This is a genomic window from Gordonia bronchialis DSM 43247, assembly GCF_000024785.1.
Classification (GTDB): domain Bacteria; phylum Actinomycetota; class Actinomycetes; order Mycobacteriales; family Mycobacteriaceae; genus Gordonia; species Gordonia bronchialis.
On sequence record NC_013441.1, the window covers coordinates 744,980 to 758,484 of the forward strand.

Genomic DNA, 13,505 nt, shown 5'->3' on the forward strand with positions numbered 1-13,505 from the left:
AGGTCGATCCTGGCACTTCGACGTCTATCCGGGAGTGTTGTCATGTCGTGGTTGAGTCGCGTGCTCGACGCCCAGCATCACCACCTGCTGCGCGGCGTCGAGGGCCTGATGCCCGAGGCCGCGAATGCCACCGCACTGTGCAACGGACCGCGGTGTGTCTGCGCCGAATCCGACTGCGACGCAGCGGCCGATCGCACTGTCGTCGAGTGGCCGCGGTGAGCCGGGTCCCGTTGTCGGTGCTGGACCTCGCGCCGGTGACCGAGGGCAGTACCCCGCAGGATCGGTGCGTCGCAGCATCGAACTCGCGCAGGTGGCCGAGGCCGCCGGATACCGACGGTTCTGGCTGGCCGAACATCATTTTGTCTCGGTCGCCAGCTCGTCGACGACGACGCTGATCGCGCTGGTGGCCGCGGCGACCCGACGCATCCGGGTGGGCAGCGCCGCCGTGCAGGCCGGCCACCACACCGCGGCATCGATCGTGGAGGCCTTCGGGACCGTCGACGCCGTCCACCCCGGGCGACTTGACCTGGGGCTGGGCCGTTCGGGGCAGCGTCGAACGGAGCTGTTGGGGCCGTCAGGGGCGCCGTCGAGGCCGCGGGAACCCGAACGCGTCGTCGACGGGTTGCTCATCCCCGAACCGTTCCCGGGGGAGAAGTTGCTGACCTCACCACTGGTGGCGGCGACCACCCGCGCCGTGGAGTTCGACGGTGCCCGCCAACCCGACTTCGCCGACGCCGTCTCCGACGTGATCGCCCTGCTACGTGGTGATTTCGCAGTTGAGGATGTCGCGCTGCGCGCGGTGCCGGGCGAGGGCGCCGACGTCGAGATCTGGATCTTCGGCAGCAGCAAAGGGCAGAGCGCGCAGGTGGCCGGCCACGAAGGGCTCCCGTTTGTCGCGAACTACCACGTCAGTCCGTCGACCGTGCTGGAGGCCACCGAGGTTTACCGGACATCGTTCCGGCCGTCGGACCGGCTGGCCGAACCCTACGTCGTGGTGTCGGCCGACGTGGTTGTCGCCGAAGATGATTCGACCGCCCGCCACCTTGCCTCCACCTACGGTCACTGGGTGTACGACATCCGCAGCGGCGCCGGCGCGGGTGACTACCTCGATCCCGCCACCGCCCCACCGCTGTCCGACGACCAGCGCGCCGTAGTCGACGACCGCGTCCGCACCCAGTTCGTCGGCTCACCGTCGACGGTGGCCGAGCGCCTCGACACCCTGGCCCGCGTCACCGGCGCCAACGAACTCGCGATCACCAGCGTCACACACGATTTCGAGGACCGGAAAAGATCGCACCGGTTGTTGGCGCAGGAGTGGGGGCTGGCTTGAGTCGGCCACTCGTGCTGGATCGGCGACCCACTGCCACTGCTGGTTGAGCCGCGACCCCCAACTGCTGGTTGAGCCGCGACGGCGAGCGCCAGCGAGCCGAGCGTGTCGAAACCACTGGTGAGACAACAATGTCCGCAACGACGGTGGTTGCGGACATTGTCGGCGTGCGGATGGTTTCGACACGGCGCGGGCTCGCTGCGCTCGCCCGTGCCGGCTCAACCAGCAGCGGGGGTGCGGCGCGGGCTCGCTGCGCTCGCCCGTGCCGGCTCAACCAGCAGCGGGGGTGCGGCTCGGGCTCGCTGCGCTCGTCCGTGCCGGCTCAACCAGCAGGACGGGACAGCTCAGCCGACCATCACCATGTCGTAGTCGCTCACCGAATTGGCAAGGGCGGCTACGTGGTCGTCGGCTCCGCCGAGGGTGTGTGAGATGGCGGTCAGGCGGCTCAGGTAGTGGCCCACCGGGTATTCGGCGGTCATGCCGATACCGCCGTGCATCTGGACGGCCTCCTGACCGATGCCGCGACCGGACCGGCAGATCTGCAGCTTGGCGCGGGAGGCGATCGCCGGATCGCAGATGCCCGACGCCAAGGCGGTGGTCGCGTACAGACTCATGCTGCGGGCGAGCTCGAGCAGCACGTACATGTCGGCGGCCCGTTGGGTGAGTGTCTGGAAGGTCGCCAGGGTGACGCCGAACTGCTTGCGCGTCTTGAGATATTCGACGGTGAGGTCGAGGGACCGTTCCATCGCGCCGAGGGCCTCGGCGCACAGCGCGGTCTGGATTCCGACCTCGGCGTCGGCGATGGCCTGCGTGGCGTCGCCGCTCCCGAGGCGCGTGGCCGGGGCGTCGGCGAACTCGAACTGCGCACCCCGACGACGGTCGCTGGTGCGGTAGGCGGTGCGGGTGACACCGCTGGCGTCGGCGTCCACCAGGTACAGGCCGATGCCGTCGTCGGTGCGGGCGGACACGACCAGCTTGTCTGCACAGTCACCATGGCCGACAAGGGTTTTGGTTCCGGAGATGGTGTCGCCGGACGCGGTGGTGGCGACCTTGGCACCGGGCCAGCGATCGCCCGGCTCGAGGTGCGCGAAGGCCATCAGCAGCTCGCCCGAGGCCAGGCCGCCGAGCAGCTCGGCGCGAGTGTCACCGTCGGCGGTCGCGGCCACCAGCGAGCTCGGAACGAGCACCGAATCCAGGTACGGCTCAGGGGCATTGGCACGGCCGAGCTCGGTCATGACACTGGCGAACTCGACGGGTCCGGCACCCATGCCGCCGTCCTCCTCGGGGATGGTGAGGCCGAGGATGCCGATGTCGGCCAGCGACTTCCACACCCCCTTGTCCCAGCCGAGCTCGCTGTCGGTGACCTTGCGCAGGGTCTCCACGTCGTAGGTGCGGGTCAGCACCTCACGGACGGTGTCCCGCAACATCGTCTGTTCGTCGGAGAGTTCGAAATCCATGAATGGTTCCTCGATGGTCTGAAGGTAGGGAAAGCTGTTGGGGAAGTGCGGTTTACAGGCCGAGCACGGCCTTGTCGATGATCTGGCGCTGCACCTCGGAGGAACCGCCGTAGATCGAGACCTTGCGGTAGTTGAGGTAGGTCGGCGCCGACAGCTGCGCCCACTCCGGTGCCGCCACATCGGCGGTCCCGTTGGCCGCACCCGCTTCGATACCGGACACCGGCAGCGAATCCTGGCCGGCGATGTCGGCGATCAACTCGGTGGCGGCCTGCTGCAGCTGGCTGCCCTTGAGTTTCAGCAACGACGACGCCGGGTTCGGCTTGCCGTCGGCCGAGGATGCCGCAACCCGAAGCTGCGTCAATTCCAGTGCGAGGAGCTCGTTTTCGATCTCGGCAAGACGCGCGGCGAACAGCGGGTCCTCGAGCAGGGTGCCGCCGTCGGCGGTCGGTGTCTCACGGGCGAGTTCCTTGGCGCGGGCCAGGCGGGTCTTGGTGTGACCCACGCGGGCGATACCGCTGCGCTCGTTGCCGAGCAGGAACTTGGCCTGCGTCCAACCCTCGTTCTCGTTTCCGACCAGGTTCTCCACCGGCACGCGGACGTCGTTGAAGAAGACCTCGTTGACCTCGAAGCTGCCGTCGATGAGCTGAATCGGTCGCAGTTCGACGCCGGGGGTGTCCATCGGGAAGAGCAGCATCGAGATGCCGGCCTGCTTCTTCACGTCGGGGTTGGTGCGGGCCAGGCAGAAGATCCAGTCGGCGTACTGGCCGAGCGTGGTCCACGTCTTCTGACCGTTGACGACGTAGTGGTCGCCGTCGCGGACCGCACGGGTCTTGAGGGAGGCGAGGTCGGAGCCGGCCTCGGGTTCGGAGAAGCCCTGGCACCACCAGATGTCGAGGTTCGCGGTCTTGGGCAGGAACCGCTCCTTCATCTCCTGTGACCCGAACTGCGCGATCACCGGACCGATCATGCCCGCGTTGAACGGCAGCAGATCCGGCACATGCATCAGCGCCATCTCCTCGCGGTAGATGTGCGATTCGATGGGGGTCCAGTTCTTGCCGCCCCATTCGACCGGCCATCCGGGCACCGCGACGCCGTGCTCGTTGAGGATGCGCGTGGTGGTGACGAGATCGTCGGGGTAGTTGAGCTTGCCGGCCTCGTTCCGCTCGCGGATGTCCTCGGGCACCTTGGCAAAGATGCCGCGGATCTCCTCGCGGAACGCCTCTTCTTCGGGGCTGAACTTGAGATGCATGGGTTCTGTCTACTCCTTGTTGAGGGACCCTGCGGCGACCTGACACAAAAGCAACCAGATTCGCGTTAAAACCAAATCTATCTGGTCCAGCGCTGTTAATGCAATGATCTTTGCAATAACCTGTCCCCATGACTACGGAGACACCTGCCGACGACGTCGCGGTCGGAGACCGGTCCGCGCGCACACGTCCCGGGGGACGGAGTGCGCGGGTCCAGCGTGCGGTGTACCGCGCGGTCGGCCAGCTCGTCGACGGCGGACACGGCGCGTCGATGACGATCCCGCAGGTGGCCGAGCGGGCCGGGGTCAACCCAACGACGGTCTATCGGCGGTGGGGAACAGTGGACGCACTGCTCAGCGAGGTGGCGGTGTTTGTCCTGACCCGCGAGGAGCACATCCCGGACCTGGGCCGCCTGCGCGACGACCTGCTCGAATGGGTCGACACCATGGCCGTCGACATCGACAAACCCGACCGTCGTGCCCACCTGCGAGCGATGGTGAGTGCGCGCGACGGCGAGATCGAGCTCTGCCCGTGCTGGGAGTTCCGCAAGCGGCAGGCCGTCGTCATGGTCGAACGGGCCGTCGAACGTGGTGAGCAGTCGCCGACGGTGGATCAGATCCTCGACCACATCATCGCCCCGCTCTACGGGAAATCGGTCTTTGGGCTCGCGATCGACCGGGAATTCGGGGCGCGGCTCGTCGAAGACGTCATGTCGATGGCGCCCGACCCCAGGCCCTGACCCACGCCCTCGCCCCGCCCTCGTCGACGGTCAGCTCGACCACACCGAACATCGCACCAGGTCTACAGCGGTCTGTCGGTCAACTCGACGGGATCGTCGGAGACCGTCGTCGATCTCGCGAGGGTGGACGCCGACACGGTGGGCGCCCTCGACGGCCACATCAAGGGTGTTCATCCGTGCGGGTGGGGCTGTTGACGCTATCCTCGCGCCCATGAAGCGAGTGCACGCGTTCGGCGACGATTGTCTCGGCGAACTCGACGGGGTGGGGGTCGCGCAGGCGATCGCGGCAGGGCAGTTCTCGGCGTCGGATGCGGTAGAAGCCGCGCTCGAGCGGATCGACGCCGTGAACCCGACGCTGGGAGCGGTGGCCCACGACGACCGCGAACGGGCCCGCAAACGGGCCGTCGACAACGACTTCCCGAGCGGTTCATTCGTCGGCGTGCCGTCGATCATCAAGAACAACACCGCGTTCGCCGGACTCCCGACGCAGCACGGTTCGGCCGCGGTGCCCGCCACCCCGGCCGCCGCAAATGAGGCATTCACCGACCAGTTGCTCGCCACCGGCATCAACATCGTCGGGGCGTCGACGTTGCCCGCCTTCGGGCTGACCGCGACCACCGAGTTCGTCGACCGTGATCCGACGCGCAATCCGTGGGACACCGACTACTCGTGCGGCGCGTCGTCGGGTGGTTCGGCCGCGCTGGTCGCCGCCGGCGCGCTGCCCATCGCCCACGCCAACGACGGCGGCGGCTCGATCCGCATCCCCGCCGCGGCCTGCGGACTCGTCGGACTCAAACCGTCGCGCGATCGCGTGGCGCCGCCGAAAGAGGGCGAAGCCGCGCCCATCGACATCATCTCCAACGGCATCGTCAGCCGAACCGTCCGTGACACAGCGCATTTCATTGCCGACGCCGAGCGATTCCGCGCTGCACCCGGAATGCCGGCCGTCGGACTGGTGGAAGGGCCGGGGCAACGCCGGCTGCGCATCGCGCTGGTGACCGAACCACTGACCGGCCAGCTTCTCGACCCCGACACCCAGCGCGCGGTCACCGCGATCGCCGATCTCCTGGAGAATCTGGGTCACCGTACCGAGATGGTGCCGTTGCCCGTCGACCGTTCCTACGCAACACAATTCACCGACTACTGGGCACTGATGGCCTATTCGCTGGACCACTTCGGCAAACGGATCATTGACAAGGGCTTCGACCGGTCACAACTCGATCCCTTCACCCGCGGCCTGTCGCGGATGGCGCTACGACGGTTCTGGCGCATCCCGGGTGCAATCCGCGGTCTCAAGCGCTCGACAGCGGCCTTCCGTGGCATGTTCGACCGCTTCGAGCTGGTGCTCTCGCCGACGCTGGCCCACATCACCCCCGAGATTGGATATCTCGATCCCGCAGGCGATTTCGACGAGATCTTCGAGCGGCTCACCCGGTATGTCGCGTTCACCCCGGCCAACAACACCGCCGGGATGCCCGGCATCAGTCTGCCGCTCGCCCAGGACAATCGCGGACTGCCGATCGGTATCCACTTCTCCGCCGACGTCGGGCATGAGCGCACACTGCTCGAGATCGGCTTCGAACTCGAAGCGGCGCAACCGTTTGCGCGGATTCAGGATGCGGTTGGCTGAGCGGGCGTAGTTGACCGCCCGAGGTCGGCGATAGTGCCGTTGGCGATCGTGGTGGGAGGCCGTGGATCCCGGCGCGACGGTCAGCGCAGGCCCACGATCTCCTTGGGGCAGACGGCTAGCATGGCTCCGGGAGCGGCGAGAAGCGCGACATTGACGCGGTCGCAAGGCGCCACGACCGAGCTGAATGAGCCATCGCCGGAGATTGCGAAGGGACCGGTCGTCCTCCCGTTGCCGCGGCGATCGATTGTCCCCTCCACGGACAATCGGAAAAGGAACAACCGGAAAACGTTGATGACGATGCACACCGACGATTGCCGCCGGGCCACCACACCCGGGTGAGCAACCGACGCAACGACAACTGCTCGCGTGCCTCCCATCCGCTCGCGATACGTCACGAGCAAACGGGAGACACGCGAGCAGATGCCAGCGTGCGACGGTCGAACCTTAGTGGGCGACAGCCTTTTCCGCACCGACGCCGGTGAGGGAGCGAACCTCCATCTCGGCGTTGCGCTCCGGCGTGCCCTTGTCGGCCGGCGAGGTGAACGTGCCGATGATGCCGAGGGCGAAGCCCAGCGGGATGGACACGATGCCCGGGTTGGACAGCGGGAACCAGGCGAAATCGGCGCCGGTGATCATCGAGCTCGAGCTCCCGGATACGGCCGGGGAGAAGATGATCAGGATGATCGTCGAGCCGAGTCCGCCGTAGATGCTCCACAGCGCGCCGCGGGTGTTGAACCGCTTCCAGTACAGCGAGTACACGATGGTCGGCAGGTTCGCGGCAGCGGCGATGGCGAACGCGAGGGCCACCAGGAAGGCGATGTTCTGGCCGTTGGCCAGGATGCCCAGGATGATGCCCATGATGCCCAGCACCACCACGGTGTAGCGGGACACGCGCACCTGATCGTCCTCACTTGCCTGACCACGTTTGATGACACTGCCGTAGATGTCGTGCGCGAAGGACGCCGACGCGGTGATGGCGAGCCCGGCGACCACCGCGAGGATGGTCGCGAAGGCGACCGCGGAGATCACACCCAGCAGCACCACGCCCCCGATCTCGAAGGCCAAGAGCGGTGCCGCGGCGTTCTGACCACCGGCGGCCGCCAGGATCTTGTCCGGACCCACCAGGGCGGCGGCGCCATAGCCGAGGACCAGCGTGAACAGGTAGAACGCGCCGATCAGGGCGATCGCCCACACCACCGAGCGTCGGGCTTCCTTGGCGGTCGGCACCGTGTAGAAGCGCATCAGCACGTGCGGCAGACCCGCAGTGCCCAGCACCAGGGCGATGGCAAGTGACACGAAGTTGATCTGGGATTCGAACGACCCGCCATACTGCGCGCCGGGTGCGAGCACGTCACGGGAGGCGACCTTCTCGCTGGTCGAATCGCTGATCATGTCCTGGGCCGAACCCAGGATCGACGACATGTTGAACCCGAACTTGGCGAGCACGATGAATGTCATGATCGCGGCGCCGGCGAGCAGCAGCACGGCTTTGATGATCTGCACCCAGGTGGTGCCCTTCATCCCGCCGACCAGCACGTAGACGATCATGAGCGCGCCGACGACGGCGATGACGATGGACTGGCCGGTCTTGGACTCGATGTCGAGCAACAGGGCGACGAGACCGCCGGCGCCGGCCATCTGGGCCAGCAGGTAGAACAGTGAGACGGCGAGCGTGGAGATGGCCGCGGCCAGTCGCACCGGACGCTGCTTGAGCCGGAAGCTCAGCACGTCGGCCATCGTGAATTTACCTGTGTTGCGCAGCAATTCGGCCACCAGCAACAGTGCGACGAGCCACGCGACGAGGAAGCCGATGGAGTACAGGAAGCCGTCGTAGCCGTAGACGGCGATGGCCCCGGCGATGCCGAGGAAGCTCGCCGCCGACAGGTAGTCGCCGGCGATGGCGATGCCGTTCTGCGGGCCGGAGAAACCGCGGCCGCCGGTGAAGAAGTCGGCGGCGGATTTGTTGTTCTTGCTCGCCCGGATGACCACGACCATCGTCACCGCGACGAACGCGAGGAAGATCGAGATGTTGGCGACGGGACTGCCGACCGTCGCAGCGAGATACTGGGTGTTCACGGACGTACCCCGTCTTCCATTTCGGCGCGGATGGCCTCGGCCTTGGGGTCGAGGTCGCGGTTGGCGAACCGGACGTAGAGCCCGGTGATGACGAACGTGGTCACGAACTGCAGCAGCCCCAGGATCAGGCCGAGGTTGATGTTCCCCCACACCTTGGTGGCCATGAAGTCATGGGCGAACGCGCCGAGCAGCACATACAGCGCATACCAGGCGAGGAAGAACGCGGAGATCGGGAACACGAACCGGCGCAGGGTGCGCTTGAGGTCCTGGAACTCCGGGCTGGCCTGCATCGCGACGAACTGCTCGCCGGTGGGTAGAGGGGGCTGCGGTGGTGGTTGGTCGACGGATGTCACGGGTTCCTCCCAGCTGTGATGGGTAACTGGTGATCAGGTTTGCTGAGGCCTGGATCACATCGCAATGGGTGGTGCAGGTCACACGCCGAAGGTTGTCGACTGTGCGCCCGGCGGTCGATCAGCGCCGACGAACGGTCGCGGGCCGGGCCACGATCCTCGAGAGATTCGCTTTCGTGCCCATGCTCTCCCCCGGCCGAGACGACGATATCGCCGCAGCGGACCTCCGCCGCCTCTGTCGGCAAGCGGGAGTTCGGTTGGGCACGATCGACGCCCTCATCGCAGCGCTGACGATCGTCCACGGTCACACGCTGTTGACCACGGACAAGGATTTCGTCCATGCCGCGCCCCATATCGGACTCGACGTGTGGTCGCCGTAGTCAGTCCTCGGGCAGCCGCTCGATACCCATGCCGAGCCGTTCGGGCACATGCATCCGGGCGAAGGTGCGCGACAGATCGGCGGGAAGCCGACGCCGGGTGAGCAGGCTGACGCCCACCATGGTGCCGAAGGCCAGCGGCACGGTGACCGCGGCCGGATAGCCGATGATCACCGCCGGCCAGCCGCCCAGTGCGTCGTCGTCGGCGACACCGGCGATGGCCAGGCTGGTGGCCACCCCGGACGACACCCCGCCCACGATCAGGCCGGTGATGGCACCGGGCGCCGTCAGGCCGCGCCACCAGATGCCGAGCACGAGTAGCGGACACAGGGTCGATGCGGCCACCGCGAACACGAGTCCGACGGTCCGCGACAACTCCAATGAGGTTGCCGCCAGCGACAATCCGACCGGGATGACCCCGCCGATGATCGCGGCCACCCGGAAGTCGCGGACCCGGCCCCGTAGGACGTCGGTGGCCAGCGCACCGGCCACCGACACCAGCAGGCCCGACGATGTCGCCAGGAACGCGGCGATGGCGCCGGCGGCCACGAGGGCACCGAGGATCTGCCCGCCGATGCCGCCGATCGCCGCGCTCGGCAGCAGCAGCACCGCAGCGTCGGCGGTGCCGGTGATCAACAGCTGCGGAACGTACAGTCGCGCGAAGACGCCCAGCAGCAGCGGGAACAGATAGAACAGCGAGAGCAGGGCGATCACGGCGAGCGCGGTCCGGCGGGCCGTGCGTCCGTCGGGGTTGGTGTAGAAGCGTACCAGGACATGTGGCAGTCCCATGGTGCCGAGGAAGGTCGCGATGATCAGCGAGAGCACCTGGTAGAGAGCGTGATCGCCGCCGAGGCCCCGACCCGGTGAGATCCACTGTTCACCGGTCACCGGGGCGCCGGCGATCACCGGGGTGGCGGCGTCGGCATCCAGCGAGATGACGCTGCCCGCCGAGATGTGGTGCTGCCCGGTCGTGGTGATCGGCGCGTCGGTCACCGCACGTCCGTCGAGCGTGCCGGAGACGCGGATGCCCGTGGTCTCCCCGAAGGTGACCAACACGTCGGTGGTGACGTCGACGGTCGTCGCGACGCTCACCCGCGGAGGTGCCGGCTCGCCGAAAGATGCTCGATCACTGGCGAACACACCCAAAAGGACCAGCGCCGGAACGGCGATCGCGGTGAGCTTGAGCCAGTACTGGAAGGCCTGGACGAAGGTGATGGAGCGCATCCCGCCACCGACGACGTTGACGATGACGATGGCGCCGACGGCCACCGCCCCCACCCACACCGGAACACCGATCAGGATGTTGAGAGTCAGTCCGGCACCCTGGAACTGGGGGATCAGGTAGAGCACGCAGACAACCACGACGACGACCATCGCGGTGGTGCGGACGGCTCGCGACGAGAGCCGGAACTCGGCGAAGTCGGGCACGGTGTAGGCGCCGGATCGCCGTAGCGGTGCGGCGACGAACAACAGTAGGCCAAGGTAGCCGGCGGTGAACCCCACTGGATACCACAGCGCGTCGGCCCCGTACTTGGCCACCAGCCCCGCGACGCCGAGAAACGATGCGGCCGAGAGATATTCACCGGAGACGGCGGCGGCGTTCCAGCGCGAGCCGACGGCGCGCGAGGCAACCAGGAAGTCGGAGGTGGTGCGGGAGAACCGTCCGCCGTAGGCGCCGACGGCGATGGTGGCGATTGCCGCGGCCAGCAACGCCACCGCGGTGAACGCGTCGACGTGCGTATTCACCGGGTGTCGGGGTCGGGGGTCTCGGGGCCGGGACTGTCGGTGTCATCGTCGACGACGCCCATGAAGTCCCGCTCGGCCTGCTCGGCGAACCGCACATACAGCCATCCGGTGAAATAGATGAGCGGATAAAGCAGTACGCCGAGCACAATCCAGTGCAACCGGATACCGAAGACCGTGATCTCACCGAGGGCCGGAAAGGCGATACCCAGCAACGGGATCGCCAGCGCGAGCACCAGCAGACTGCCACCGAGGCGCAGCGCCAGGCCGAGTTGGGCCCGCATCAGTCCACGCACCAGCGTATCGCCAACCTCGGTCTGCTCCTGCACCTCCACGCGGGTCCGGACGGTTCGGGCGCCGCGTCGGGCGGCGAGGACCACCCGCTCGCGGGGCGGGACGGGATCGGTCATGTCCGACTCCCGGAGTCGCCGGAGCGGTAGGTGCGCAACGGATCCCGGATGATGCGGTCCTTGATCTCGCGGAGCTGACGCCGGCTGACGGGCAGTTCCACCGCCTCGGACCGGCCGTTCTCACCCACGCAGACCACCGTCGTCGAACCGGTGGTCCGGAGGCCGGTGACGGCCGTGAGCCGGACCAGGTAGGAGCGGTGGATGCGGGCGAAACCCTGTTCCTGCCAGCGGGATTCGAGGGTGGACAGCGGAATTCGGACGAGGTGGGCACCGGAGTCGGCGTGTAGGCGGGCGTAGTCGCCGACGGCCTCGACCCAGGAGATGGAGTCGCGTCGCACCAGGGAGGTGACCCCGCTCATCTCGACGGGAATCACCTCGTCGGAGCCAACCGTGGTATCGGGTCCGGATGTGTTGTCTGCCTGCGGTTCTGAGTTATCCGGGGCCTCCCGGCCGCCGGTCACCCGCACCACGGCCTGCGCGAGGCGCTCCTCGCGCAGCGGTTTGAGCAGATAGTCGACGGCGCCGACCTCGAAGGCGTCGACGGCCTTGTCGTCGTGGGCGGTCACGAACACGATCGCCGGCGGTGCGGCATACCGGCCGAGGACGCCGGCGAGTTCGAGGCCGGACAGGCCGGGCATGTTGATGTCGAGGAAGATGGCATCCACGACGTGGTCGTTGAGTTGACGCAGGGCGTCGGTGGCATCCGACGCGGACAGCACCGTGGCGACCTCGTCCTGACGCTCGAGGAGGTAGCGCAGTTCGTCGAGTGCCGGTGGCTCGTCGTCGACGGCCAGGACCACCAGACCGTCGGCTGTGGCGCTCATCGATCACCTCCTACACATGGACGCCGGAGCGGAATTTCGGTACACGCATGCCCACCTTGGTTCCGGCGCCGACGGCCGTTTCGACCACTAGACCGTAGTCGTTGCCGAAGGCGGCGCGCAGCCGATGATCGACATTCGTCAGGCCCACGTGCGCACCGTCCGACGACCCGTCGGCGGTCGGTGGCTCCAGGGCGTCGAGGGCGCCCGAACGCAGCAGCTCGGGGTCCATCCCGACGCCGTCGTCCTCGACGGTGATCACGCAGTCCGAGCCCTCGTCGCGGGCGACGATGGTGATGATTCCGCCACCCTTGCCGGCGAGTCCGTGGCGTACCGCGTTCTCCACCAGCGGCTGCAGGGCGAGGAACGGAACCACGACGTTGAGTACCTCCGGCGCAACATGCAGGCGCACGTCCAGCGACGGGCCGAAGCGCGCGCGCTCGAGGGTGAGGTAGCGGTCGATGTTGCGCAGTTCGTCGGCGAGCAGGGTGTACTCACCGGCTGCGCGGAATGAGTAGCGGGTGAAGTCGGCGAACTCGAGGATGAGTTCGCGGGCCCGGTCGGGGTCGGTGCGGACGAACGAGGCGATCGTGTTCAACGCGTTGTAGATGAAATGCGGGCTGATCTGGGCGCGCAACGCGAGCACCTCGGCACGATCGAGGCGGGCCCGGGAGGCATCGAGGTCGGCGAGTTCGATCTGACTCGACACGTAGCGCGCCACCTCGGCGATCGCGCCCAGCATGCCGGGCCCCGGGCGTCGGGTGGTGGCCACCACCAGTACGCCGACGCCCAGGTCGCCGGCGACGAGGGGCTGGGCGATCAGGGCGCGCACAAAGGACTCGTCGCCCACCGGGTCGGCCACGAGTACCCGGCGCTGCTCGTCGGCGGCCGACGACGCGGCCCGGTCGGCGGCCGCGAGCAGCTCGTCGTCCCACAGGTCGTCACCGGGACAGTGATGCGCAAGGCGCGCGGATGCGTCGTCGTAGAGTGCGACGGCCTCGGCCGCCGTCAGCGAACACAGGTGGGGCAGCGCCTCTGCCGCCGAATCCACCGACAGCCCGGTCCGCAATGACCGCGCGGCCGACGACGCCGTGTGCAGCGCGGCATGCACCGCACGCTCGGTCGGCGTGGCGACCACCCGTCGCGTCCGGATCAACACCACGAGACCGCCGACGACGATCACCGCGAGTACCACGACCAGGATCGCGAGCCCACTAGACATCGAGACACCCCATCTGTCCATCCTCACCCGCACCCGCACCGAGGGCACCGTGTTTCACGCCGAGAGCACCGTGGTTCTCACCGACGGCACCCGCGTTTCGTCGCCG

At 67.7% G+C, this 13,505-nt stretch carries 12 protein-coding genes and 1 pseudogene; 5 read left to right on the top strand and 8 right to left on the bottom strand.

The window, feature by feature from the left end; genetic code table 11:
• The first annotated feature begins 42 nt into the window (after window positions 1-42).
• Together GBRO_RS26220 and GBRO_RS03385 are read left to right on the top strand one after the other, a co-directional pair.
• Entirely contained in the window at window positions 43-219 is a 177-nt protein-coding gene (locus tag GBRO_RS26220) for a hypothetical protein (RefSeq protein WP_012832596.1), read from the top strand.
• Window positions 207-1,330, top strand: a pseudogene (locus GBRO_RS03385) (LLM class flavin-dependent oxidoreductase). Before GBRO_RS26220 ends, GBRO_RS03385 begins: the two are co-directional and overlap by 13 nt.
• A gap of 341 nt (window positions 1,331-1,671) precedes the next feature.
• Here GBRO_RS03385 and GBRO_RS03390 read toward each other — a convergent pair.
• Both GBRO_RS03390 and GBRO_RS03395 read right to left on the bottom strand, forming a co-directional pair.
• Window positions 1,672-2,784, bottom strand: a complete 1,113-nt coding sequence (locus GBRO_RS03390; RefSeq protein ID WP_012832598.1) for an acyl-CoA dehydrogenase family protein — start codon at window positions 2,782-2,784, stop codon at window positions 1,672-1,674.
• 52 nt (window positions 2,785-2,836) lie between these two features.
• Entirely contained in the window at window positions 2,837-4,033 is a 1,197-nt protein-coding gene (locus tag GBRO_RS03395; RefSeq protein ID WP_012832599.1) for an acyl-CoA dehydrogenase family protein, read from the bottom strand.
• 128 nt (window positions 4,034-4,161) lie between these two features.
• Here GBRO_RS03395 and GBRO_RS03400 point away from each other — a divergent pair, with 128 nt between their 5' ends.
• Together GBRO_RS03400 and GBRO_RS03405 are read left to right on the top strand one after the other, a co-directional pair.
• Complete coding sequence (locus tag GBRO_RS03400) at window positions 4,162-4,770, top strand: TetR/AcrR family transcriptional regulator (protein WP_012832600.1); 609 nt, start codon at window positions 4,162-4,164, stop codon at window positions 4,768-4,770.
• A gap of 211 nt (window positions 4,771-4,981) precedes the next feature.
• The gene (locus tag GBRO_RS03405; protein ID WP_012832601.1) at window positions 4,982-6,400 is read left to right on the top strand and encodes an amidase; all 1,419 of its coding nucleotides are present in this window, start codon (window positions 4,982-4,984) and stop codon (window positions 6,398-6,400) included.
• A 444-nt stretch (window positions 6,401-6,844) separates the two neighbouring features.
• Here GBRO_RS03405 and GBRO_RS03415 read toward each other — a convergent pair whose 3' ends face one another.
• On the bottom strand, window positions 6,845-8,476 hold the full coding sequence (locus tag GBRO_RS03415; protein WP_012832603.1) for a solute symporter family protein: 1,632 nt from the start codon (window positions 8,474-8,476) through the stop codon (window positions 6,845-6,847).
• The gene (locus tag GBRO_RS03420; protein ID WP_012832604.1) at window positions 8,473-8,829 is read right to left on the bottom strand and encodes a DUF485 domain-containing protein; all 357 of its coding nucleotides are present in this window, start codon (window positions 8,827-8,829) and stop codon (window positions 8,473-8,475) included. The genes GBRO_RS03415 and GBRO_RS03420 overlap by 4 nt, the downstream gene beginning before the upstream one ends.
• A 29-nt stretch (window positions 8,830-8,858) precedes the next feature.
• Here GBRO_RS03420 and GBRO_RS03425 point away from each other — a divergent pair, with 29 nt between their 5' ends.
• On the top strand, window positions 8,859-9,206 hold the full coding sequence (locus GBRO_RS03425; RefSeq protein WP_052298214.1) for a PIN domain-containing protein: 348 nt from the start codon (window positions 8,859-8,861) through the stop codon (window positions 9,204-9,206).
• Here GBRO_RS03425 and GBRO_RS03430 read toward each other — a convergent pair whose 3' ends face one another.
• The 4 genes from GBRO_RS03430 to GBRO_RS03445 are packed head-to-tail and all read right to left on the bottom strand — an operon-like array spanning window position 9,207 to window position 13,399.
• Window positions 9,207-10,949: a sodium/solute symporter gene (locus GBRO_RS03430; RefSeq protein WP_012832606.1), complete on the bottom strand. Its 1,743-nt coding sequence runs from the start codon at window positions 10,947-10,949 to the stop codon at window positions 9,207-9,209.
• Window positions 10,946-11,356, bottom strand: coding sequence for a DUF485 domain-containing protein (locus tag GBRO_RS03435; RefSeq protein ID WP_012832607.1), 411 nt, complete (start codon window positions 11,354-11,356; stop codon window positions 10,946-10,948). Before GBRO_RS03435 ends, GBRO_RS03430 begins: the two co-directional genes overlap by 4 nt.
• A complete protein-coding gene (locus GBRO_RS03440; RefSeq protein ID WP_012832608.1) occupies window positions 11,353-12,180 on the bottom strand; it encodes a LytR/AlgR family response regulator transcription factor in 828 nt (275 codons plus the stop codon). The genes GBRO_RS03435 and GBRO_RS03440 overlap by 4 nt, the downstream gene beginning before the upstream one ends.
• 10 nt (window positions 12,181-12,190) lie before the next feature.
• Window positions 12,191-13,399, bottom strand: coding sequence for a histidine kinase (locus GBRO_RS03445; RefSeq protein ID WP_012832609.1), 1,209 nt, complete (start codon window positions 13,397-13,399; stop codon window positions 12,191-12,193).
• Window positions 13,400-13,505: the final 106 nt, after the last annotated feature.